Source organism: Actinomyces oris, assembly GCF_006546825.1.
GTDB lineage: Bacteria > Actinomycetota > Actinomycetes > Actinomycetales > Actinomycetaceae > Actinomyces > Actinomyces oris.
Window position 1 is genome coordinate 132,943 of record NZ_VICC01000002.1, and the last position, 23,096, is coordinate 156,038.

A 23,096-nucleotide genomic window follows, 5' to 3' on the forward strand; every position below is an offset into this window, starting at 1 on the left:
GCCCCACCCGCACTTTCTCTCTCGCGGGCGAGGCGATGCGGGTCCGTCTGACACGGTGGCCGGCCACCCCAGTGCGGGGTGGCCGGCCACCGTTGATGGACGTGGTCGTTCTCAGTCGCGAGGCTTCTCGCGCATCTCCCAGGTCTCGATGACATCGCCCTCGGCGAGGTCCTTGAAGCCCAGGTTGATACCGCACTCGTAGCCCTCGCGGACCTCGGTGACGTCGTCCTTCTCGCGGCGCAGCGTCTCGATGGACAGGTCGCCGTTGATGACGACGCCGTCGCGCACCAGGCGGGCCTTGGTGCCCCGCTTGATGATGCCCGAGCGGACGATGGAGCCGGCGATGGAGCCGAACTTCGAGGAGCGGAAGATCTGCCGGATCTCGGCGGTACCGAGCTCGACCTCCTCGTAGACGGGCTTGAGCATGCCCTTCATGGCGGCCTCGACGTCCTCGATCGCGTTGTAGATGACCGAGTAGAACTTCATGTCGACGCCCTCGCGGTCGGCGATCTCCGAGACTCGCTCGGCGGGCCGGACGTTGAAGCCGATGATGACGGCGGAGTCCACCGTGGCCAGGTTGACGTCGTTCTGCGTGATGGCACCCACGCCGCGGTGGATGACGCGCAGCGCGACCTCCTCGCCGACGTCGATCTTGAGCAGGGAGTCCTCGAGGGCCTCGACCGCACCCGAGCTGTCGCCCTTGAGGATGAGGTTGAGGGTGTCGACCTTGCCCTCCTTGAGGACATCGGTGAGGTTCTCCAGAGAGACCCGCTTGCGGCGCTTGGCCAGCAGGGCGGCGCGCTCGGCGGCCTCACGCTTGTCGGCGATCTGGCGGGCCGTGCGGTCATCGGGGGCGACGATGAAGGAGTCACCGGCGCTGGGCACGTTCGTCAGACCCAGGACCAGGGCCGGGCGGGCGGGGCCGGCCTCGGTGAGGTTCTCCCCGTGCTCGTTGAACATGGCGCGCACACGCCCGTAGGCGCTTCCGGCCACGATCGGGTCACCGACCCGCAGCGTGCCGCGCTCGACCAGGATGGTGCTCACGGCGCCGCGGCCCTTGTCGAGCTTGGCCTCGATGGTCACGCCGCGAGCCTCGGTGTCCGGGTTGGCCCGCAGGTCCAGGGCGGCGTCCGCGGTCAGCAGGACGGCCTCGAGGAGCTCGTCGATGTGAAGACGCTGCTTGGCGGAGATGTTCACGAACATCGTGTCGCCGCCGTACTCCTCGGGGACCAGACCGTACTCGGTGAGCTGGCCACGGATCTTGTCCGGGTTGGCGCCCTCCTTGTCGATCTTGTTGACCGCCACGACGATCGGCACGTTGGCCGCCTGGGCGTGGTTGAGGGCCTCGACGGTCTGAGGCATGACGCCGTCGTCGGCGGCCACGACGAGGATGGCGATGTCGGTCACCTCGGCGCCGCGGGCACGCATGGCCGTGAAGGCCTCGTGACCGGGGGTGTCGATGAAGGTGATCGGACGCTCCTCGTCGTTCAGGTTGACGCGCACCTGGTAGGCACCGATGGACTGGGTGATGCCCCCGGCCTCACCGGCGACGACGTCGGTGGAGCGGATGGCGTCCAGCAGCTTGGTCTTACCGTGGTCGACGTGACCCATGACCGTGACCACCGGGGGCCGGGGCACGAGGTTGGCGTCGTCCTCGTCGGGCTCGAGGTCGATGTCGAAGGACTCCAGGAGCTCGCGGTCCTCGTCCTCGGGCGAGACGATCTGGACGTTGTAGCCCAGCTCGGCGCCCAGGAGGGCGAAGGTGTCCTCGTCGAGGGACTGGGTGGCCGTGGCCATCTCGCCGAGGTGGAACAGGACGGTCACCAGCGCCGCGGGGTTGGCGTTGATCTTCTCGGCCAGGTCCGTGAGCGTGGCCCCCTGGCGCACGCGCACCGGGGTGGAGCCGTCACCGCGCGGGACGATGACACCGCCGATCGACGGCGCGCTCTGCTGCTCGAACTCCTGGCGCTTGGCCCGCTTGGACTTGCGTCCCCGCGGGGCGCCGCCGCCGCGCCCGAAGGCGCCCTGGGTGGAACCGCGACCGCCGCGGCCACCGCGGGGTCCGCCGAAGCCGCCGCCCGGACGACCGCCGCCACCGGGACGACCGCCGCCACCGGGACGACCGCCGCCACCGGGACGCGAGCCGCGGCCACCGCCGCCAGCGCCGCCACGCGCCGGAGCGCCGGGACGGCCGATGGAGGACTGGCCGGGCATCATGCCCGGGTTGGGACGCGGACCGCCCGGACGCGGGGCACCGGAGCGTCCGGCTCCCTGCGGCCGTGCACCGCCCTGCGGCCGTGCGCCGCCCTGAGGACGGGGGCCACCGGGGCGCGGACCGCCCTGGGGACGGGGGCCACCGGAGCCACCCGGTCGGGGCATGCCCTGGGAGGTGGCGAAGGGGTTGTTGCCAGGGCGCGGCGCGCCAGAGCGCGGCGCGCCAGAGCGCGACTGGCCTGAGCGCTGGCCTCCTCGGCCTGTCTGACCACCCTGGCGGGGCATGCCCTGGGAGGTGGCGAAGGGGTTGTTGCCGGGGCGCGGCGCGCTGGGGCGGGGCCCCGGGGTCGGGGCGTTGCGGCGCGCGCCGGGCGTCGGGGCGCCAGAGGCGGCCGCAGGCTTGGGTGCGCCGGCTCCGGGCTTGGGGGCCTTGGGTGCCTCAGCAGCAGCACTCGGCTGGGGCGCCGGCTTGGCGGTGGTCACCGGGGCCGGGGTGGGGTCACTCGGCTTGGCGGCCTGAGCCCCTGGCTTGGGTGCGCCGGCTCCCGGCTTGGGGGCGGCCGGCTTGGCGGCGGGGCTCGGAGCCTGGTCCTGAGCACCGGCGGCTCCCGGCTTGGCGCCCTGTGTGCCCGGCTTGGGGGCGCTCTTGGAGGGCTTGGGGGCCTGAGAGTCGGTCTTGGCCGGCTTGTCGGCCTGGGTGTCCGCCGGTGCTTCCTGCACCTGGGCGGCGAAGTGCTCGCGAACCCGGCGAGCGACGGGGGGCTCAACGGCTGAGGAGGCCGCCTTGACGAACTCTCCCTGGTCCTTGAGCCAGGCCAGGATCACCTTCGAGGTGACCTTCTTGCCAGTGGGGTCGAGCTCCTTGGCGAGCTCATGAACGCGTGGTTTAGCCACTTTTCTCCTGTCCGGTTTCCCACCCCGGACAGGGGTGGGTGCTTCTAGAGGCAGCTCATCGCTGGGTACTCATCGGGTGCCCATCGGCTTCCTACCCGCCTTCGCTATCGGTGGTCCGCTCACCCGGTCGGGCAGCGGGGACCTCGCGGTCGTTGACCATCCTCCGCTCCAGGAACCCGCGCACCCGGGCCACATCCAGTGGTCCGCCGGTGCGCAGAGCGCGTGGAGCGGCGCGTCGTCGCTCAGCGAGGTCGAGGCACGCCGGATCCGGGTGGATCCAGGCGCCGCGCCCGGGTCTGACGGCCCGGGCATCGACGTCGAGCTCACCGCTCGGCGTCAGGACGAGACGCAGCAGCTGCGTCCGCGGGGCCTTTTGTCGACAGCCGATACAGGTGCGCTCGGGCACGTGGGGGATGGTGACCACCGTCCGTCGGCGTCCTTCCGCTGCTCTGCAACCGCTGACGCGGGTACCGCAACCGGGGAATCCCGGCGCAGGACCCGCAAAGGTCCGCCGGAAAGTCTACATCGCCCCGCAGGGCGGTTCAGTCGCCCAGCTCTGAGGGACCTGTCACGTCGTCGGACTGGGAGCCCTGGCCGGGCGTGATCTCACCGGACTCGGCGTCGGCGTGGATGTCGATCTTCCACCCGGTCAGACGCGCGGCCAGACGGGCGTTCTGCCCCTCCTTACCGATGGCCAGGGAGAGCTGGAAGTCGGGGACGATGGCGCGTGCGGTGCGTTCCTCGGCGTCGATGACGCCCACGGCGGCCACGCGGGCCGGGGACAGGGCGTTGGCGATGAAGCGCGCCGGATCCTCGGAGTAGTCCACGATATCGATCTTCTCTCCACCGAGCTCGGTCATGACCGCGCGCACCCGCTGTCCCATGGGGCCGATGCAGGCTCCCTTGGCGTTGACGCCGCGTACCTTGGAGCGCACGGCCATCTTGGTGCGGTGGCCGGCCTCCCGGGCGACGGAGACGATCTCGACGTCGCCCGAGGAGAGCTCGGGAACCTCGCGCTCGAAGAGCTTGCGGACGAGACCGGGGTGGGTGCGCGACAGGATGATCTGAGCTCCTCGGGTGCCGCGCGAGACGTCGGTAACGTAGGCGCGCACGCGGTCTCCGTGGCGGTAGCGCTCACCGGGCACCTGCTCATGGGGCGGCATGATGCCCTCGTGCTCCTCATCCAGGCGCACGTAGACGATACGGGGGTCGCGCCCCTGCTCCACGGTGCCGGAGATCAGCTCGCCGGTCTTGTCCTTGAAGGCGCCCAGGACCTCGAAGTCGCGGCGGTCCTGGATGCGCTGGACGATGACGCTACGGGCCGTGGCCTGGGCGATGCGGCCGAAGTCGTCGGGGGTGTCATCGAAGTACTCCCCCGTGGGCTGGTCCTCCTCGTCGACCTCCGGGGCCAGGATGCTCATGTGCCCGGTGCGACGGTCGATCTCGACGTGGGCGCCACGGATGGCCCCGGGAACCTTGGAGTAGGCCCCCAGGATGGCGTCCTCGATAGCGGGCAGCAGGTTGTCCAGGTCAATACCGAGCTCGTCGGCAGCGCCTCGCAGCTCCGGCATATTGATGTCCATGGGTCCTTGGGTCCTCTCTGCTCCGCTGAGCGGGTGTGCACTGGGTTCCCGTCGACGGTAGCCCGTGACGGGTCGGATGGTCCATCACGTCTGTCCGGGCCGGTCCGTCAACCTATCAGTTATCAGGGCACACATTATTCCCGGTCACTATCCGCGGGGAGCATCTTATGAATCTTCGGCCTGTTGCCCGGCTCTAGAGCCCGGCCACCACCATCCGCGCCTCGGTGATGTCCCCCAGCGCGATGCGGTGCTCGACGCCGTCGACCTCAATCCCGACCATGCCGCCGTTGTGCTCGTCGGCCTCGTCGTCCGCATCGGCCGCGGTGACGACGCCGGTGAGCTCGTCATCGGCCGTGCGCACCCGGGCACTATGACCAACGGCACGTCGGAAGTGACGCAGGGTGGTCAGCTCCCGCTCGGCTCCGGGGGTGGAGACCTCGAGGGTGTACTGACCCTTGACGGGGTCGGCCTCGTCAAGGGCCTGGGAGATGGCCGCGGTCACGGGCCCCAGGGCGTCGAGATCGAGGTCTCCGGGACCATCGACCAGATCCACGAAGACGCGCACGACCGAGTACTTGCCCGCCCGAGTAGTCTCCACGCTCTCGAGATGGAGCCCGGCGTCGTTGACGATCGGAACGAGCAGATCGGTGAGACTGCGGGCCAGAGCGTCAGCGCGCTGGCGCGGATCCTTGCGCGGCTCATGGGCTGCCATGGTCGTTCTTCCTCCCGTACTTGCCCGAGCCGAGGGCTCGGACGGACGCGGTCAACATAGTCAACATGGTCGAGGTGGTCGAGGTCGGGATCATGCTACCTGCCGTCTGTGGGAGGATTCCCCGGTGAACACTCGCCGCGCTCCCCTCCCCGCCCAGTCGAACGGCTCTCAGCCGCCCTCCAGTGACCGGGTCGGCGCCAGGCCCCGCAGCAGTGGCGACACCGGTGCGGCGGGCCACGGCTTGACGCGCCGCGCCATGGTGCTCGCGGTAGGAACGGCTGTGACCGCGGCGCTGAGCGGTTGCGGGCTGCGCCTGGGGAAGGGCTCCCCGGCGTCTCTGCCGTCGGCCTCGGCGGCAGAGACTGCTCGTGATGGACTGGCCAGGCAGGCTGCGCTCATCTCCTCCACCGCCGGCGTGGTCGCGCAGGCCGGCGGCGGGGGTACCACGACGACGGGCCTGGCCGAGGGGGTCAAGCAGACGGCCGATGCCCAGCTCGAGACCCTGGGCGGGGTGTGGCAGCCCTGGCCCTCTCAGGTGCCCTCCGCCTACCCCACGGTGGCTCCCGTGCCATCGGCCTCAACGGGTGCCTCCGCACAGGACCTGGCCACGGCCCTGGCCGATGGATCGACGCTGGCTCGCCGCGCGGCGATCGCCGCCACCTCGGAGCAGGATGCCCGGCTCTTCACCTCGCTGACGGTGGCCTGGAGTCTCCAGCATGATCTCTTCCAGCCGCCGAGCTCGGCGGACAAGCCGCGGGTGGAGGTGGCGCAGGGCTCCAAGATCAGCTCCGGTCTGCTGACCTCCTATGACGCGGCCCGCTACGCCATGGAGGAGCTTGCCGCGCGCAGCGACGACTCCCAGCGCACTCGGGCGATCGCCGACGCCAAGGCCGCCACCTCCGTGGTCAACGCCGCGGTGGCCGCGGGCTCTGAGGACAAGCGGATGAGCGCCTACGCCCCTCCGAGTGAGTCGACCGATCCCAATGTGAGCACCCAGGTGCTCTGGGCCCGGCAGGTGTGGTCCGCCATCGTGTCGTCGGAGGTGCAGGAGGCCGGTTCCGCCAAGGCCTCCAGCCCGGCCCGCGAGGCGGCCGTCACCGGTGCGGTCGACGCCGCCCGGCGCGCCACCGCCTGGGGTGCGGACTTCTCCTCCCTGCCCGGCTACGCCGCCTGACATGCGTCTTCTCGTGACGGCTGTAGCCGCCATCGCCGCCCTGGCGGCCGTGGACCAGCTCTTCTTGTGGATGGAGCGCCGTGGCTGGATCTACTGGCGGCGCCGCAAGCGCGATCCACGTGGCGCCCTGCTGGGTCCCATCGACAATGTCTTCAACCCGGCCCACGAGCAGGTGGTTGAGCAGCAGGAGACCCAGGAGCGCCTGGCCGATATCCAGGGCGAGGCAGCCCCGAGGTGAGACATGACGAGCGCAGCCGCCCCCACCACGCAACGCCCGCTGCGCCGGTGGACACGTCGAGTGCCGTTACGCGACTACCAGCAGAGTCTCCTTGACCGGTGCCATCCCGACGACGGATCCACGCTTCACCTGCTCGCACCACCCGGAGCGGGGAAGACCCTCATGGGGCTGGAGCTGGCCGTGCGCAACGGCCGTCGTGCGCTCGTCCTCGTACCCACCACGGTCATCGGGGCCCAGTGGATCCATCAAGCGCGAAAGCTCTTCATCTCTCCCGCCGTCGGTTCCCCGTCGGTCACTGGTTCCGTCGGCACCGACCTGCCGAGCGCACGTCCAGATCAGGCTGCAGAAGCCGCGGACCTGACGGTGCTGACCTATCAGTCCCTGGCCGCCGTCGACTCCTCTCCTGCCTGGAGCGACGCAGCCCGCTCGCACTGGCTCACTGAGCTCACGGCCGACGGACGAGACGCCGGGAGCGCCGAGGCGTGGCTGAAGCGCCTGGAGGCCGATAATCCCCGGGCATACAACCGTGGACTCCGTGCACGCGCTACCACCATCCGCCGTCAGGTCGATGAGCTCGACGACGATGCCATCGACTCGATTCTGGGTCTCGGCGCCCGGGCACGCCTGGACGCACTCGTCACCGCGGGAGTCGCCACCATCGTCCTCGATGAGTGCCATCACCTGAAGGCCCACTGGGCCATCGTCGTCCACTACCTCGTACGGCGTCTGAAACGAGCGGGCCTGTCCCCCACGCTCATCGGTCTGACGGCCACTGAACCCTCGGGTGAGGACCGGTCAGCCCGACGTTATCGGGCGCTCCTGGGCGACGTCGACGCTGAGGTACCGGTTCCGGCCGTCATCCGCTCCGGTCACCTCGCACCCTGCCGTCAACTGGCCTGGTTCACGCTCCCGTCCCCGGAGGAGACAACGTTCCTGGCCACCGCCGGAGAGGAGCTCCATCACCGGGTGGGCGAGCTGCTGCTGAGTCCCGACGGCATCGACTACCTGCTTGAGGTTGTCGCCCCGCCCATGTCGTCCACGGCTCCCGGTGGCGGGAGCGGGTCGGGGCCGTTGCCTAGCACTGGTGGGGCGGATGACGACCATGCCCCTACGACAGCGAGGCCTCACGAGGAGGACGAGCTGGTGCGTCGGATCGTTGCGGGTTTCGACGCCGACCCGCTGCTGGCCGCGTCCGCAGCAGCACTGCTGTGCAAAACAGGCAGCTACCGGGGCACGGCTCTGAGTACTCGAGTTGTTCCGCTCCTGCCCGAGCTCGACCTGCTTGATCTTGACGATGAGCTCCGACTCCTGGGGCGGTACGCTCATGACCGGCTTCTGGCGGCGCCGGAGCGCCGGCGGGACTGGGAGTCCACACGCGAGCTGCTGAGAGGTTTCGGGCTGTACCTGACCGATTCCGGTATCCGGGCGGGACGATCCCCGGTGGATACCATCACTGCCGTCTCCAGGGCCAAGGACACGGCCGTCGTCGACATCCTGCGTCACGAGCTCGACTCCATTGGCGAACGGCTGCGGGCAGTGGTTGTCACCGATGCGGCCGAGCACTCAGCTCCTCACCGAGCGCTCGAGGTCCTGGGCCCGGCGTCACGCCCCGGCCCTGCGGGAGGCGCGGCGCGCTGCATGAGTACGCTGCTCAGTGATGCGGATCTGCGCTCCTTGCACCCGGTGCTGCTGACCAGTTCCCGCCTGAGCCTGGCCAGTGGTGACACCTCACTGCTGGATCGGCTGCGTCGGAGCACCGGTCTCGCACTCCCCGCCACCGATGACGGCTGGATGCTCTCAGTCACCGGGCAGGGAGTTGGCAGTGCCGGGCTCGTCCTGGCCGTCAGTGAGCTGGTCACTGCCGGGGAGGTACGGCTCGTCGTGGGCACCCGGGGGCTTCTCGGAGAGGGCTGGGACTGCCCTGCCGTCAACACGCTCATCGATCTCACGGCGGCGACGACCTCGGCCTCAACGCAGCAGCTGCGCGGTCGCACGATGCGTCTGGACCCTGGCTGGGTCGACAAGGTCGCTCACAACTGGTCCGTCACCTGCCTCCTGCCAAGCCATCCCCGACTGCGCTCCAACCCGGACCTGAACCGGCTGCGTCGCAAGGCCGAGCACCTGTGGTCACTGGTGCGGATCGATGATCCCGCGAGCGCCCCGGTGTCGGCCTCCGGCGAGCCTGGTGGCGCTCCTGTTGTCGAGACAGGGCTCGACGCCATGCTGCCACCGGTCCAGCGCCGCCTTCTCGACAAACTGGGCGACGGCGCCGCCCCAGAGGATATTGATGCCCTCAACTCCGCCACCCTGGCAGGCCTCGATCGTCAGGTCGAGTCGCGGCGATGGCTCGCTCAAGCACCCGCGGCGGACCGGGTGTCACGACGCGGCCGTGGCCGCGTGCTGGAGGCGGTCGAGATCACGAGTGCCCCGGCCCTGCTGCGCCGGGGATCGCCCACGGCCTTCTGGAGTGCAGCGGCTCGCGCCGTTCTCGATGTTGCCCTGTCGCGATACGACCTCACTGCGGACGGGGACTCCGCTGACGGGCCCCGCCCCGACCTCGTGGTTCGCGAGAGTCCCACCGATTCGGTCGGCGAATCTCGTCCGCGGGTGCTGATCGGCCTGGACGGGGTGGGGACCCGTCAGAGCGCTCAGTTCGCCGACATCCTCACCGAGCTCCTGAGCTCCCCGGGGCGCCGTCCCCGTTTCATCCTCGAGGCCGCTACCGCAACATTGGCGCAGGGCACGGCCGAGCAGCCCCTGAACGGGCTGCGGCGTCTCCTGGGAAGGCTGCTGGCGTTGGGGGCATGGAACCACGATGACAGTGTTCACCTTGCGGTTCCGACGGCCCTGGCCCGCTCCCGAGCCGATATGGAGGCCTTCGTCCGTTCCTGGTCCACACGAGTGGGTCCGTGCCGGCTTCACCTGGTTGCCGATGCCGATGACGCGGCAGCGCTCCTGTCCTGCCTCGGCAGCGGTGGTCCCACCGGGCGAGTCGAGCTGCGTCGTACCAGGCGCTGGCTGGAGGACTGAGCGGCCGTGCCGTTCAGTGACGGGCGGCCCCCAGGGCGGCGCGGACGGTGGTGCTGAGCTCGGCCGCTGCGGCGTCGGCGGGCACGGAGCGGCGCTCGCCGGTGCGGCGGTCACGGATCTCCACGGTTCCCTCCTTGGCCAGGTCCCGGCCGACGACCAGCGTGTAGGGCAGGCCGAGGAGCTCGGCGTCGGCGAACTTCACGCCGGCGGAGACCTTGCGGCGGTCGTCGTAGAGGACCTCGACGCCGTCGGCGTCCAGGGATGAGGCGATCTGCTCGGCGACGTCGAAGACGGCCTGGTCCTTGCCGGTGGCCAGGACCTGCACGTGGTAGGGGGCGATCTGGGCGGGCCAGGTCAGTCCCTTGTCGTCGTGGTTGGCCTCGGCCAGGGCGGCCATGACGCGGCTGACGCCGATGCCGTAGGAGCCCATGGTGACCACGCGGGCCTTGCCGTTCTCGTCCAGGACGGTCAGTCCCAGGGCCTGGGAGTACTTGCGTCCCAGCTCGAAGATGTGGCCGATCTCGATGCCGCGGGCCAGGTGGAGGGGACCGGAGCCGTCGGGGGCGGGGTCGCCCTCACGGACCTCGGCGGCCTCGATGGTGCCGTCGGCGGTGAAGTCGCGGCCCATGACCAGGTCCAGGACGTGCTTCTTGTCGCTGTTGGCACCGGTGACCCAGCTGGTTCCCTCCACGATCCGGGGGTCGACGAGGTAGCGCACGGAGCCGGTGAGGACCTCGGTGCCGTCCTCGCGCTTCTCCACGCGCCGCAGCGGGGAGTTGGGGCCGATGGCGCTGGGGCCGATGTAGCCGCGCACGAGCTCGGGGTGGGTCTCGAAGTCGGTGTCGCCGGCCATCTCGACCTCGGCGGGGGCAACGGCGGCCTCCAGGCGCTTCATGTCGACGTCGCGGTCCCCGGGCACGCCGACGACCAGCAGCTCGCGCTCGCCGCCGGGGTGGATGAGGGTGACGACGACGTTCTTGAGGGTGTCGGCGGCCGTCCAGGCCCGCCCGTCGGAGCGCGGGTAGGCCCGGTTGCACAGCTCGACCAGGGAGTCGATGGTGGGGGTGTCGGGAGTGTCGACCACGCGCGCCGGGCCGATCCCGGAGGCGTCCACGGCCTCCGGGACCACGGTGGTGACGGCCTCGGCGTTGGCCGCGTAGCCGCTTGAGGAGCGCACGAAGGTGTCCTCACCGATCTCGCAGGGGTGGAGGAACTCCTCGGAGTGGGATCCGCCCATGGCGCCGGCCATGGCGTTGACGATGACGTAGTCCAGGCCCAGGCGGGTGAAGATCCGCTCATAGGTGTCGCGGTGGGCCTGGTAGGCGGCGGCCAGGCCGGCGTCGTCGATGTCGAAGGAGTAGGAGTCCTTCATGACGAACTCGCGGCCGCGGATGATGCCGGCGCGGGGGCGGGCCTCGTCGCGGTACTTGGTCTGGATCTGGTAGATGACGGCCGGCAGGTCCTTGTAGGAGGAGTAGAGGTCCTTGACCGCGAGGGTGAACATCTCCTCGTGGGTGGGGGCCAGCAGGTAGTCCCCGTCCTTGCGGTCACGGAGCTTAAACAGGGTGGGGCCGTAGTCGTCCCAGCGTCCGGTGGCCTGGTAGGGCTCGGCCGGCAGGAGGGCCGGGAAGTGGACCTCCTGGCCGCCCATGGCGTCCATCTCCTGGCGCACGATGTCCTCGATCTTGCGCAGCGTCCGCAGCCCCAGCGGCAGCCAGGTGTAGACCCCGGGGGCGGCCCGGCGGACGTAGCAGGCGCGCACGAGCAGGCGGTGGCTGGCGACCTCGGCGTCGGCCGGGTCCTCGCGCAGGGTTCGGATGAAGGAGGTGGAGAGTCTGTGCAGCACAGGGCGATCCTACGGGGTCTGACACCATGGCCCCAACGGGGCCCGCTCGGCCCTGCGAAATCACGGGAGCAAAGGGTCACAGCGCATCTGTGTCCACGGCTGCGCGCGAACCGTCTCGATGCTGGTCAGGTAGGACTTGCAGCCCTCGAGAAGCGCCCGATACGCTCGATCCCATCAAAGGGTTCGTCAAGCCCTCTTATCCCTGAACCCGGCCCGCATCACGGTTTCCCGACGCGTGGGCCACAGGCAAGGAAACATATGGACAGGCACTCCTCCATCCGTGAGGGACACGGCCAGACGTGGGCGAAGGCCATTCTCCTGGGTGAGCACTCGGTCGTCTACGGGCACCCCGCTGTGGCCGTACCGTTGCAGGACCTGCGGATGCGAGCCACGGCGAGCCCGACCTCGGGTCCCTCCACGCTGAGCAGCCTGGACTACTCGGGGCCCCTGGACCAGGCCGGGTCCCGGTTCGCCAGTGTCGCACGGGCCTTCGAGGTGGCCCGCGAGTTCTCCGGGGGCCTGGTCCAGGCCTTCGATATCACCACCGTGAGCGACTTCCCCCATGAGCGCGGGCTCGGCTCGTCGGCGGCGGCGGCCGGCGCGATCATTCGCGCTGTCCTAGACGCCTGCGGGCGCGAGGCCAGCTCCGATGAGCTGTTCGCGCTGACGCAGATGGCTGAGCAGATCGCGCACGGCAAGCCCTCGGGGCTGGACGCCGCCGCCACCTGCTCCCCATGCCCCATCCGGTTCCAGGGAGGACAGATGCGGCCCCTGAGCCAGCGCATCGACAACGCCTTCCTGGTCATCGCCGACTCCGGGATCCACGGCTCCACCCGAGAGGCCGTCAGTGGCCTGCGCCGGCGCTACGAGAACGATCCGGAAAACATCGGGCCGCGCATCAACCACCTGGGGACGCTCACCCAGATCGCGATCATGGCCCTGGACCAGGCCGACGCCCCGACCCTCGGGGCCGTCATGAATGAGGCGCACACGCTGCTCACCGAGCTCAGCCTGAGTCTGCCGATCCTCGACGACCTCGCCGACGCCGCCCGAAGAGCCGGGGCTCTGGGCGCCAAGCTCACCGGCGGGGGGCTTGGTGGCTGCGTCATCGCCCTGGTGGCCGGACAGCCGGCCACGCGCCGGGTTCGCGCCGCTCTGGAGAGGGCCGGCGCCACGGCGACGTGGAGCTACCGGATGCGTCTGAGCCAGGTGGGCGAGTGAGCACCGCCTCCCCAGCCACCGCGGGCTTCTCCCCGGCCGCTGCCCCGACGGCGACAGCCAGCGCCAACACCAACATCGCGCTCATCAAGTACTGGGGCAAGGTCGATGAGGCACAGGCGATCCCCGCCACGTCGAGCCTGTCCCTCACCCTAGGCGGCACCCGGACGACGACGACGGTCTCCTTCGACGGCGGGGACGGCGCCGCAGACTCGGTGACGATCAACGGGGCCTCCCCCAGCGCCGTGGAGCTGGGGCGAGTGACCCGGTTCCTCGACCTGGTGCGCGCCCACTCAGGCGTCACCGCCCCGGCAACCATCACCTCCCGGGCCTCAGTCCCGCTGGCGGCCGGCCTAGCGAGCTCAGCGGCGGGCTTCGCGGCGCTTGCGGCAGCCGCCTCCCGGGCCGCCGGTATGGATCTCGATGGCCGGGAGCTCTCCAGACTGGCCCGACGCGGCTCGGGCTCGGCGACCCGCTCCGTCTTCGGCGGGCTGGTCCTGTGGAACGCGGGCCACGACGACGCCTCCTCCTACGCTGAGCCGGTCGCCTGCGAGATGGACCTGGCAATGGTCGTCGTCGTGCTCTCGCAGCGTTACAAACCCATCAGCTCGACCCGGGCCATGCGGGCCACCATGTCGTCCTCCCCTCTCTTCCCCGCCTGGGTCGAGGCCAGCGGGAGGGACCTTCAGGTGGCGCTGGAAGCGGTCCGGGCGGGCAACCTGGCACGGCTCGGGGAGATCGTCGAGGGCAACGCCCTGGGCATGCACGCCACGATGATCGCAGCCCGCCCGGGCATCATCTACTGGCTACCGCAGACCGTGGCGGCACTGCACGCGATCCGCGCCATGCGCGAGGAGGGGCTGCCCGTCTGGGCAACGATCGATGCCGGACCCAACGTCAAGGTCCTCACCGAGGGCGCCCGCGCCGAGGAGGTCGCCGCCGCGCTGCGGGACCGTCTGACCGGCACCACCGTCTCGGTCAGGCGTCCCGGCGGCGGGGTGCGTATCGAGGAGGGCCCATGCCCCTGACCTCTCACGGCGGCGATATCGTCTCCAGGGCGCCGGGCAAGCTCTACATCGCCGGAGAGTACGCCGTCGTCGAGCCCGGCCACCGAGCAGTCCTGGTCGCCGTCGACCGATTCATCACCGTACGCATCACGCCCTGCTCCCCCGCCGGCGAGTACGCGGGCACGATCAGCTCACGGCTCTACGCCAACGGCTCCAGGTCCTGGCGCCGCCGACCGCAGGACGGCCAGGCCGAGGCAGTCGGAGGAGAGGACGACTACATCATCTCGGCGATCCGAGTCGTTGAGGCGCTGGTGACCCAGGGTGGCGGCCGGCCACGCTCCTTCGACCTGAGCGTCTCCAGCGAGCTGGAGGAGAACGACGGACGCAAGCTGGGACTGGGCTCATCATCAGCGGTGACCGTGGCGACGGTGCGTGCCGTCGCGACGTTCTACGGCATGGCCGCCGACGATCTGACCGTCTACAAGCTGGCGATGCTGGCCAGTGACACGGTCCAGCCGATCGGCTCAGGAGGAGACATCGCCGCGAGCGCCATGACCGGGTGGGTGGCCTACACCTCCCCCGACCGCTCATGGCTGCGCCGGGCCCGGCAGCGAGCCGGGGCCGGTGGCATGAGCGATCTCGCGGAGGCGGACTGGCCAGGTCTGAGCATCCGCCGCCTGCCGTCTCCCTCATTGCGGCTTCAGGTGGGCTGGACCGGTACGCCCGCCTCCACCCCGGCCCTGGTCGCCGACGTCCAGACCCGATCCCACGGGGCCGATGACTACACCGTCTTCCTGCGCGACAGCCAGGACTGCCTGGCTCGTCTCATCACCGCGATCGAGGATGATAACGTTGCCCGGATCATGCGCCAGATCGCGCGCAACAGGGCTCTTCTGGCCGGGCTCAGCCGGATCGGCGGCCGGACCATCGAGACCACTGAGCTGTCGAGACTGGTCGAGATCGCGCTCGACCACGGGGCCACGGCTAAGAGCTCGGGCGCCGGGGGCGGGGACTGCGGAATCGCCCTGTGCCCACCGGCCACGGACCTGGTTGCACTGCGAACCGCGTGGGAGACGGCCGGGATACGCCCTCTGGACCTGTCGGTCTACAGCCGGGACTCATCCGCTGTCTGCGCAGCCGACCCCGCTGAGGCACGTGCTGATTCCTCGACCGCCTCCCCCGATAAGGTCACCCCATGAGCCACGAGCCCATCACCTCGCAACGGGCCTCCCGTAAGGACGAGCACCTGGAGCTGGCGATGCGTCTGCACGGTCAGGACCGCGCCGGCGCCTTCGACGACGTCTCCTTCATCCATCACAGCCTGCCGAGGGTCAGCACCGAGCAGGTCGATATCGGCACCACCGTCCTGGGCTGCCGCTGGGAGGTCCCGTTCTACATCAACGCCATGACCGGCGGAACGCAGACAACAGCGGCTATCAATGCCGGTCTGGCCGAGGCGGCCGCTGAGGCGGGAGTCGCGATCGCCTGCGGTTCCCAGCACGTGGCCCTGCGTGACCCCGAGCGAGCGGACGGCTTCCACGTCATCCGACACCGGGCCCCGGGCGCCTTCGTCCTGGCCAATGTCGGACCGACCGTCAGCCCTCAGGAGGCACTGCAGGCCGTGGAGATGCTGGAGGCCAACGCCCTGCAGATCCACCTCAACGCGGCCCAGGAGCTGGTCATGCCCGAGGGCGACCGCGACTTCACCAGCTGGAGCGAAGCGATCGCCGGCATCGTTGCGACCGTGCCCGTCCCGGTGGTGGTCAAGGAGGTGGGATTCGGGCTCTCACGCCGAACGATCGAGGCCCTGGCGCGCACCGGCGTCGCAGCCGTCGACGTGGCTGGGGCCGGAGGCACGGACTTCATCGCCATTGAGAACGAGCGCCGACCGCAGCGCGACCTGTCCTACCTGGTCGGCTGGGGCCAGTCGACAGCGCTGTGCCTGCTGGAGTCGCTGAGCGGCTCGGAGCCGGTCAACCTGCCGGTACTGGCCTCCGGCGGCGTGCGCAACCCACTCGACGTCGTCCGGTCGCTGGCCCTGGGAGCCTGTGCCGTCGGCGCCTCCGGGCACATCCTGCGCACCCTGGTCAAGGAGGGCCCCGAGGCCCTGCACCAAGAGCTGCACACCTGGAGCGAGCACGTACGCACGCTCATGACCCTGCTGGGAGCGGCCGACGTCTCTCAGCTGCGTCGCACCGATGTTCTCGTCACCGGGAGCACCGCTGAGCGGGCCCGTCTGCTCGGCGTCGATCTGACCGGTCTGGCACACCGCAGCGATAGCTGACCGTCACCAGGTGCTTCCGTCAACGGAGATCGTCCCCTCTGCCCCAAACTCCGACTGACTCATCGAGTGCTGGTATGAGGACTCAGCATCGGAGTCTTGCGTGGCCGATCGCAACAGACGTGCGGCGGAGGCCGGTCCCCAACCTCCGCCGCATCCCGCGAGAAGGAGATCAGGCCAGAGCGGCCAGGGCCTTGACGATGCCGGGGGCCGCGTAGAGGGACATGAACTGGACGCCGTAGGAGACCCCCAGTCGATTGAGCGACCCGCACGCAATGCCCACAAGCAGGACCCCGAAGACATTGGCCAGGCCTGCCTTCTGGTCGGCGTCGATGTATGCCAGCAGGAGGACGAAGGCGACGAACAGCGCCAGCACCGCCTCGTGGGGAATGCGACGCATGACGAAGTAGGTGATCTGCGAGGACCAGCGCACGGCGATGACGTACGTGATCGTAACCGCGGCAAGAGCCCCGATGGTCACGGTGATGATGAATCCGGGCAGGTCCAGCAGGTGGTGCAGGTTGTGCTGCTTGGTGTAGACCGAGCCCGCATTGAACAGCGGACCGGCGGGGCCGACGGACACACCGGAGATCGGGACCCCGAGTGCCACCAGTGGAATGATGACGCCGGCCAGGTAGGTCGAGTGGGTCAGGGCGCTCATGACAGTCACTGCACGTTGCGCGCGGGGCACCCGGTCCTCCTTCTGGCGGGCCACGGAGGCCTCGCCCAGCAGGAAGGTCAGGCCCACCGGGCTGAGAATGAACAGCGGGGTGGAGACGGCGGCCATGGCGGCACTCCACCAGCCCTCGGACCTCGTGATGAGCCGCCCCGGCCACAACGCCTGTCGCTCGAAACCGGATCGCAGCAGCTCGGCCTTGGTGCGATTGCCGTGCGGCAGTGCCTCCCGGCGCTTGGCATTGAGCAGCTCCAGGAGGGTCAGGAGCATGGGCCCCACGGTGATACCGAGGAAGAAGGAGGTATTGACACTGGCCTTCTCAGGGATAATTCCCGCCCCTCGGTAGAGCGCCGGAAGCGCCTGGAACAGAAGTGCCATGGGAAGAATCGATACCAGGGAGAGAATTCGGTTCTTTCCGAGCAGTGCCAGAATCACGGCTCCGACAGCCAGGACGATATCGGAGTTGGACTTGATCCAGTCGGCCATGGGCAGCAGCAGACCGGCGAGGAGGAAGCTCAGGGGAATGGAGATAAGGGTTCCGATAGCCGACCCCACCGCCATCTTCCGGATCGTGTCTGAGGCCAGGCCCTTGTTGCGCAGCACCATGGCGTGATCCATGAGCGGAGCGGACATGACTCCGCCGGGCAGTCCCACCAGCGCCGTCGGGATCCCGTTCATGAGGTTGAGCGTGACCACGGCGGAGATGAAGAAGGCGAGCACTACGTGCGGTGGTGCCCCAGCCAGGATGATCGCCAGAGTGACGGGGGCCAGCACCCCGGTCTCATCGGTCCCGGGGATAAAACCGATGAAGGTGTAGAGGACCACGGCAGCCAGGATGGCAGCCGCCATCATGAGGAGAAGGCTCACAGTCACTGGTCTCCCCTTTCACTCGCCCCGACGTTCAGCTCATCGACAATGGTGACCTCACGTTTAGGAGTCACAAGGAAGCAGCAGGCGATAAAACCGATAGTGGAGGCCCCCAGCCCCCAGAACAGCGGCTTGCCTCCGAGATAAACGGAGAACAGCACCGCCGCGACGACGCATGTCACCGATATCAGGAGACAGACAATCAAGTCTGTGGGTGATACGAGGTCATTCCATACCTCGATGTTGTTCTGACGCTCCGTGTTCTCGGAGTCGACGTCATCCGTACTGCGCACGATTGGTGATCGTAGGCGAGCCGCCCAAGACGCTCCATATGTTGTTCACCATGACTTTGCAGGCGCCGTGTAACAAAACCGCATCGTCCTTGCGGTCCCACCGGGAACACTCACAGGAGCACGGTGGCGAACAGACTCACCTGCTCAAAGCCCAGGGAGCGGTAGAGCGCCAGAGCGGGGGCGTTGTAGTCGTTGACGTAGAGGCTCACGACGCCGTCGGCGCCGACATGGTCCCGGCGCACGGCGTCCACCACCCCGGCCAGTGCCGCCGCCCCGACTCCCCGCCCACGCAGGTCGGGGCGGGTCCACACGCCGGTCAGTTGGGCGACGCCGCCTGTCGGGGAGTGCCACAGGGCCCCGACGTCGGCCTTGAAGGCCACCGCCCGGGGCGTTCCGGGCTGGACAGGACCTCCTGCGCCGTCGTCGAGGACGACGTAGCTGCGCCCCTGCTCGATGAGCCAGCCGACGTGACGTCGGTATCCGGAACCATCGGTGGTGGGGTCGTAACCGAGCTCACCGATGAACATGTCCACCGAGGCCGGAAGGACCATCTCCGTCTCACTTGGCTGCGCCCGGCGGACCGCCTGCCCCACCCAGGACAGGGAGGGGTGACGGGGCCGGTGCCCGACGCTCAGCCCCGCGGCCGGGCGAGGTGCGGCCAGGACCGGCTGCTTCCAGCGCTCCTGGCGGGAACGCACTCCCTGCTCGCTGAGCGCTCCCCAGATCGCCGCAACGTCCCGGGCCGGCCCGCAGACCGAGCCGTGCCTGGACAGGCGGGGTCGGCAGTGCTCGGCCAGTGCCCGGATCTCGCCGGCATCGGCCGCCCGCAGACCGTGCTCGGGGCGTCCGGCCAGGCCGAAGGGCATGAGGGAGCCGACCGACCAGGCGGCGGCGACGGGCTGTGCCAGTCCACCCAGGGCGACGACGTCTCCGCGTCCCCAACGGGTCCAGCGCTGCATCTGCTGGACCAGGCTCACGGCACAGACCGGATCCAGAGCACACAGCGACATGACTCCCGACACCTGATCGGAGGGAACCGGTGTCAGGCGGTCGGCGTGACGCTGAGCGCGTCTCGTGTCGCGGTGCCGCAGGAAGCTCATACCCGTCAGGCCCGGGCCGGCGCTGGAGGCGCCCGGCCCTCACCGGTCCTCAGCCGGCTGCCGAGACCATGGGGCTGGTGCCGGCCAGGGCCTCCTCCCCGAGCTCCTCGGCCATCTCTGCGGCCATGGCCTCGGCGTGCTTGAGGAGGGTCTCGACGACCTGATCCTCCGGGACGGTCTCAACGACCTGGCCGCGCACGAAGATCTGGCCCTTACCATTGCCCGAGGCGCAGCCCAGATCCGCCTCGCGGGCCTCGCCGGGGCCGTTGACGACGCAGCCCATGACGGCCACGCGCAGCGGAGCGGTGACCTTCTTGAGTCCCGCCTCCACCTCCTCGGCAAGGGTCCACACGTCCACCTGGGCCCGACCGCAGGAGGGACAGGAGACGATCTCGAGCTGGCGCTCGCGCAGCCCCATGAACTCCAGCAGCTTGGTGCCCACCTTGACCTCCTCGACCGGAGGGGCGGACAGCGAGACCCGGATGGTGTCGCCGATGCCCTCGGCCAGCAGGGTGCCGAAGGCGGCGCAGGACTTGATCGTGCCCTGGAACGCCGGGCCGGCCTCGGTCACGCCCAGGTGCAGGGGCCACTGGCCGGCCTCCGACAGGAGCCGGTAGGCCTGCACCATGGTGACGACGTCGTGGTGCTTGACGGAGATCTTGAAGTCGTGGAAGTCGTTCTCCTCGAAGAGCCCGGCCTCCCAGGTGGCCGACTCCACGAGCGCCTCGGGGGTGGCCTTCCCGTACTTCTTGAGCAGGCGCTTGTCCAGGGAACCGGCGTTGACGCCGATGCGCAGGGAGACGCCGGCGTCGGAGGCGGCTTTGCAGATGTCGGCGACCTGGTCGTCGAACTTGCGGATGTTGCCGGGATTGACGCGCACCGCGCCGCAGCCCGCCTCGATGGCGGCGAAGACGTACTTGGGGTTGAAGTGGATGTCCGCGATGACGGGGATGCGGGACTGCTTGGCGATGATCGGCAGTGCCTCGGCGTCCTTGTCGGTGGGGCAGGCCACGCGCACAATGTCGCAGCCCGCGGCCGTCAGCTCAGCGATCTGCTGCAGAGTGGCACCGATGTCGTGGGTCTTCGTGGTGGTCATCGACTGCACGGTGATGGGTGCGTCTCCACCGACGTTGAGGCTGCCGACCCGGATCTTGCGGGTGGGTCGGCGCGCTGCCAGGACCGGGGCCTGGGCACGCATCGTAGGGATGCCAAGAGCGATCGCTTCAGTCACCCGTCCAGTATGTCACCCGCCCTGCCAGGCCCTGCACCTCAGGTGTGTGGCATCGCTCCCGCCGGTACCGATTTGCTCACGCCCTGCCAGACCCTGCGGGCCTCACAGCGGCGCGGCGATATCCACCCACACCAGGACCAGGGCCATGGCGATCAGCAGACCGAAGACGACCTGACCGACGGGCAGCATCCTGGCCGTGTCCACCGGGCCCGGATCGGGCTTACCCTGCGCCTTGGCGATCGAGCGCCGGATGCCCTCCCAGCAGGCTCCGAGCACGTGCCCGCCGTCCAGTGGCAGCAGGGGCACCAGGTTGAAGGCGAACAGCGCCAGGTTGAGGCTGCCCAGCAGCATGAGCATGGTGCTCACCCGCATCGACAGGGGGACTGCGCCGCCTCCGGCCACACCGCCGCTGGTGGCGTTTCCGGCCATGCGTCCCATGCCCACCAGGCCCACAACGCCGCTGTCAGCGCTGCGCTGCTCAACGCCCAGCGCCGCCTGGACGGCGTGATAGAGGCCCACCGGCAGGGTGGCGATGGCCTTGACCGTCCCACCGATGGCCTGCCCGATGATGCCGGGGATCTTGGTGGGGCTCAGGGGAATGGTTCCCAGCGACGGGGAGATGCCGACATAGGGGCGGGCCTGGGTGCGCACGGCTCCGGAGGCGTCCTTGACCGGGGCGCCCTGCGCGTCGCGAACGGTGCGCTGGGCCTCGACCGCAGTGACTCTCACGGTGCGCTCGACTCCGTCGCGCTCGATGACGACCTCGGTGGGGCTGGTGCCTTGGGCGGCGATCCGGGCCTGCAGCTCCTCCCAGGTGGAGACCTTCACCCCGCCCCAGGAGACGATCCTGTCGCCGACCCGTATGCCGGCGGCGCTGGCGGGGCCGACTGGGTCGGAGTCCTGGCAGGGGGCGCCCGCGTCGATGTTCGACGACACGCAGGGCGCCACGGTCGACAGCGTCGTCGTGCGTCCGGGGATGCCGACCACGCCGACGGCCACGGCCAGCAGCACGATCCCCAGGACCAGGTTGGTGAGGATTCCCCCGGCCATGACGATGAGCTTCTTGGGGACGCTGAGGTGGTAGAAGGCCCGGTGCTCCTCGCCGGGCTGGATCTCCTCCAGGGCCTCGGCGCGTGCCTCGCCCACCATGCCCAGGCTTCCGTCCTTGCGTCGGCGGTCCGGCCTGCCGGGCCTGGCCGGTGGCAGCATGCCGACGAGCTTGACGTAGCCGCCCAGCCAGATGGCCTTGACGCCGTACTCGGTCTCCCCGCGCTTGAACGACCAGATCTTCGGGCCGAAGCCGATGAAGTACTCGGGTACCTTCACGCCGAACTTCTTGGCGGGGATCATGTGCCCGAGCTCGTGAAGGGCCACTGAGACACCGATCCCGATGACGAGGATGACGATGCCCAGGATGTAGGCCAGGGTGGTGCTCACGAGTGCGTTCCTCCGTTTCGTGCCGCGATGAGCTCGTCGGCGCGGGCGCGTGCCCAGGTCTCCACGGCCAGGACGTCGTCGAGGCCCGGGCCGGTCAGGCCCTCGTGCTCGCCGACGACGGCCGCATCGATCTCGACGATGTCGAGCCACTCCAGGCCGCCGGCGAGGAAGGCGGCGACGGCCTGCTCGTTGGCCGCGTTGAGGACGGCCGGGTGGGTGTCGGAGGCCGCCACGGCGCTGCGGGCCAGGTCGACGGCGGGGAAGGCGGCACCGTCCAGCGGCTCGAAGGTCCAGCTGACCGGTTCGCGCCAGTCGTTGGGAGTCACCAGGCCCGACAGGTCGGGGCGCTCGGGCCAGGTCAGGCCCAGGGCGATGGGCAGGCGCATGTCGGGTGGGGAGGCCTGGGCGATGGTGGCGCCGTCGGTGAACTCCACCATGGAGTGGATGACGGACTGGGGGTGAACGACGACGTCGATCCGCTCGGGTGCCACGTCGAACAGGAGGTGGGCCTCGATGAGCTCGAGCCCCTTGTTGATGAGGGTCGAGGAGTTGATGGTCACCACCGGCCCCATGTCCCAGGTGGGGTGCTTGAGGGCGGCGGCGGCACTGATCCCGGTGAGCTCGGCGCGGCTGCGCCCGCGGAAGGGGCCGCCGGAGGCGGTCAGGACCAGCCGCCGCACCTCGCTGCGTCCGCTGAGGACGGGACTGGTCAGTCCTTTCTCGTGGCAGCCGCTGGCCAGGGCCTGGGCGATGGCGGAGTGCTCGGAGTCCACGGGGACGATCTGGCCAGGTCGCGTGAGCGCCTGGCGGACCAGGGCGCCCCCGACGACGAGGGACTCCTTGTTGGCCAGGGCCAGGCGGGCGCCACTGGCCAGGGCGGCCAGCGTGGGCAGCAGTCCCACCGAGCCGGTGATGCCGTTGACGACCGTGTCGCCGGCCCCGAGCTCGGCGGCCTGGACCGCCGTGGTGGCGGCGTCGGGGCCGGTGAGAATGGTGGTGACCGGGTCGGGGCGGCCGGCCTGGGCGGCTGCGGCTCTCAGGGCCTGGCGCAGGCGCTCGGCGAGATCCTCTCCCCCGCCGGTGACGGCCACGACGGGAACCTCCCAGGTGATGGCCTGGCGGGCCAGGAGCTCCAGGCGCGATCCGCCGGCGGCCAGGGCGACCACTCGCGGGGCGTGCTCCCCCAGGCGGGAGAGGACCTCGAGGGTCTGGGTGCCGATCGACCCGGTGGATCCCAGGAGGACCAGTCGCTGTGGGTTGTGGGAGGGCGCTGGTGCGTGGCTGGTCATGGGGTG

18 protein-coding genes are annotated in these 23,096 nt (G+C 69.8%); 7 read left to right on the plus strand and 11 right to left on the minus strand.

What is annotated here, in order from left to right; all coding sequences use genetic code 11:
- Positions 1 to 111 precede the first annotated feature (111 nt).
- The 4 genes from infB to FK267_RS03545 all read right to left on the minus strand — a co-directional run bounded on the left by infB (position 112) and on the right by FK267_RS03545 (position 5,403).
- The gene (gene infB, locus FK267_RS03530; protein ID WP_141406326.1) at positions 112 to 3,108 is read right to left on the minus strand and encodes a translation initiation factor IF-2; all 2,997 of its coding nucleotides are present in this window, start codon (positions 3,106 to 3,108) and stop codon (positions 112 to 114) included.
- Positions 3,109 to 3,199: 91 nt separating this feature from the next.
- Positions 3,200 to 3,532 (minus strand): YlxR family protein, encoded by a 333-nt coding sequence (locus FK267_RS03535; protein WP_141406327.1) that lies wholly within the window; start codon positions 3,530 to 3,532, stop codon positions 3,200 to 3,202.
- Positions 3,533 to 3,650: 118 nt separating this feature from the next.
- Positions 3,651 to 4,691, minus strand: coding sequence for a transcription termination factor NusA (nusA, locus tag FK267_RS03540; RefSeq protein WP_141406328.1), 1,041 nt, complete (start codon positions 4,689 to 4,691; stop codon positions 3,651 to 3,653).
- A 193-nt stretch (positions 4,692 to 4,884) separates the two neighbouring features.
- On the minus strand, positions 4,885 to 5,403 hold the full coding sequence (locus FK267_RS03545; protein WP_075378347.1) for a ribosome maturation factor RimP: 519 nt from the start codon (positions 5,401 to 5,403) through the stop codon (positions 4,885 to 4,887).
- 124 nt (positions 5,404 to 5,527) lie between these two features.
- On the opposite strand from FK267_RS03545, the gene FK267_RS03550 reads away from it, so the two are divergent.
- The 3 genes from FK267_RS03550 to FK267_RS03560 are packed head-to-tail and all read left to right on the plus strand — an operon-like array spanning position 5,528 to position 9,845.
- Complete coding sequence (locus FK267_RS03550; protein WP_141406329.1) at positions 5,528 to 6,577, plus strand: Tat pathway signal protein; 1,050 nt, start codon at positions 5,528 to 5,530, stop codon at positions 6,575 to 6,577.
- 1 nt (position 6,578) lies between these two features.
- Positions 6,579 to 6,815: a hypothetical protein gene (locus FK267_RS03555; protein ID WP_141406330.1), complete on the plus strand. Its 237-nt coding sequence runs from the start codon at positions 6,579 to 6,581 to the stop codon at positions 6,813 to 6,815.
- Between the two features lie 3 nt (positions 6,816 to 6,818).
- Complete coding sequence (locus FK267_RS03560) at positions 6,819 to 9,845, plus strand: DEAD/DEAH box helicase family protein (protein WP_141406331.1); 3,027 nt, start codon at positions 6,819 to 6,821, stop codon at positions 9,843 to 9,845.
- A gap of 13 nt (positions 9,846 to 9,858) precedes the next feature.
- Here FK267_RS03560 and FK267_RS03565 read toward each other — a convergent pair whose 3' ends face one another.
- Complete coding sequence (locus FK267_RS03565) at positions 9,859 to 11,691, minus strand: proline--tRNA ligase (protein ID WP_075378351.1); 1,833 nt, start codon at positions 11,689 to 11,691, stop codon at positions 9,859 to 9,861.
- A gap of 258 nt (positions 11,692 to 11,949) precedes the next feature.
- Between FK267_RS03565 and mvk the strand changes: the two genes are divergently transcribed.
- The 4 genes from mvk to fni are packed head-to-tail and all read left to right on the plus strand — an operon-like array spanning position 11,950 to position 16,200.
- The gene (gene mvk, locus FK267_RS03570) at positions 11,950 to 12,912 is read left to right on the plus strand and encodes a mevalonate kinase (RefSeq protein ID WP_141406332.1); all 963 of its coding nucleotides are present in this window, start codon (positions 11,950 to 11,952) and stop codon (positions 12,910 to 12,912) included.
- On the plus strand, positions 12,909 to 13,937 hold the full coding sequence (gene mvaD, locus FK267_RS03575) for a diphosphomevalonate decarboxylase (RefSeq protein ID WP_141406333.1): 1,029 nt from the start codon (positions 12,909 to 12,911) through the stop codon (positions 13,935 to 13,937). Before mvk ends, mvaD begins: the two co-directional genes overlap by 4 nt.
- Entirely contained in the window at positions 13,928 to 15,115 is a 1,188-nt protein-coding gene (locus tag FK267_RS03580; RefSeq protein ID WP_141406334.1) for a phosphomevalonate kinase, read from the plus strand. Before mvaD ends, FK267_RS03580 begins: the two co-directional genes overlap by 10 nt.
- Positions 15,112 to 16,200, plus strand: a complete 1,089-nt coding sequence (gene fni, locus FK267_RS03585) for a type 2 isopentenyl-diphosphate Delta-isomerase (RefSeq protein WP_141406335.1) — start codon at positions 15,112 to 15,114, stop codon at positions 16,198 to 16,200. Before FK267_RS03580 ends, fni begins: the two co-directional genes overlap by 4 nt.
- A 169-nt stretch (positions 16,201 to 16,369) precedes the next feature.
- Here fni and FK267_RS03590 read toward each other — a convergent pair whose 3' ends face one another.
- The 6 genes from FK267_RS03590 to dxr all read right to left on the minus strand — a co-directional run bounded on the left by FK267_RS03590 (position 16,370) and on the right by dxr (position 23,090).
- On the minus strand, positions 16,370 to 17,746 hold the full coding sequence (locus tag FK267_RS03590; RefSeq protein ID WP_070511125.1) for a tripartite tricarboxylate transporter permease: 1,377 nt from the start codon (positions 17,744 to 17,746) through the stop codon (positions 16,370 to 16,372).
- The gene (locus tag FK267_RS03595; RefSeq protein ID WP_141406336.1) at positions 17,743 to 18,033 is read right to left on the minus strand and encodes a hypothetical protein; all 291 of its coding nucleotides are present in this window, start codon (positions 18,031 to 18,033) and stop codon (positions 17,743 to 17,745) included. Before FK267_RS03595 ends, FK267_RS03590 begins: the two co-directional genes overlap by 4 nt.
- A 110-nt stretch (positions 18,034 to 18,143) precedes the next feature.
- Complete coding sequence (locus tag FK267_RS03600; protein WP_141406337.1) at positions 18,144 to 19,133, minus strand: GNAT family N-acetyltransferase; 990 nt, start codon at positions 19,131 to 19,133, stop codon at positions 18,144 to 18,146.
- Between the two features lie 49 nt (positions 19,134 to 19,182).
- Positions 19,183 to 20,364: a flavodoxin-dependent (E)-4-hydroxy-3-methylbut-2-enyl-diphosphate synthase gene (ispG, locus tag FK267_RS03605; protein ID WP_003786387.1), complete on the minus strand. Its 1,182-nt coding sequence runs from the start codon at positions 20,362 to 20,364 to the stop codon at positions 19,183 to 19,185.
- A 102-nt stretch (positions 20,365 to 20,466) separates the two neighbouring features.
- The gene (locus FK267_RS03610) at positions 20,467 to 21,801 is read right to left on the minus strand and encodes a M50 family metallopeptidase (RefSeq protein WP_141406338.1); all 1,335 of its coding nucleotides are present in this window, start codon (positions 21,799 to 21,801) and stop codon (positions 20,467 to 20,469) included.
- Positions 21,798 to 23,090, minus strand: a complete 1,293-nt coding sequence (gene dxr / locus FK267_RS03615; RefSeq protein WP_141406339.1) for a 1-deoxy-D-xylulose-5-phosphate reductoisomerase — start codon at positions 23,088 to 23,090, stop codon at positions 21,798 to 21,800. Before dxr ends, FK267_RS03610 begins: the two co-directional genes overlap by 4 nt.
- Positions 23,091 to 23,096 lie beyond the last annotated feature (6 nt).

Coding starts and splice junctions, on each gene's coding strand:
- dxr (WP_141406339.1), bottom strand. CDS start 23,090: ATGACCAGCCACGCACCAGCGCCCTCCCACAACCCACAGCGACTGGTC.
- FK267_RS03560 (WP_141406331.1), top strand. CDS start 6,819: ATGACGAGCGCAGCCGCCCCCACCACGCAACGCCCGCTGCGCCGGTGG.
- FK267_RS03600 (WP_141406337.1), bottom strand. CDS start 19,133: ATGAGCTTCCTGCGGCACCGCGACACGAGACGCGCTCAGCGTCACGCC.
- mvk (WP_141406332.1), top strand. CDS start 11,950: ATGGACAGGCACTCCTCCATCCGTGAGGGACACGGCCAGACGTGGGCG.
- nusA (WP_141406328.1), bottom strand. CDS start 4,691: ATGGACATCAATATGCCGGAGCTGCGAGGCGCTGCCGACGAGCTCGGT.
- FK267_RS03580 (WP_141406334.1), top strand. CDS start 13,928: ATGCCCCTGACCTCTCACGGCGGCGATATCGTCTCCAGGGCGCCGGGC.
- fni (WP_141406335.1), top strand. CDS start 15,112: ATGAGCCACGAGCCCATCACCTCGCAACGGGCCTCCCGTAAGGACGAG.
- FK267_RS03555 (WP_141406330.1), top strand. CDS start 6,579: ATGCGTCTTCTCGTGACGGCTGTAGCCGCCATCGCCGCCCTGGCGGCC.
- FK267_RS03545 (WP_075378347.1), bottom strand. CDS start 5,403: ATGGCAGCCCATGAGCCGCGCAAGGATCCGCGCCAGCGCGCTGACGCT.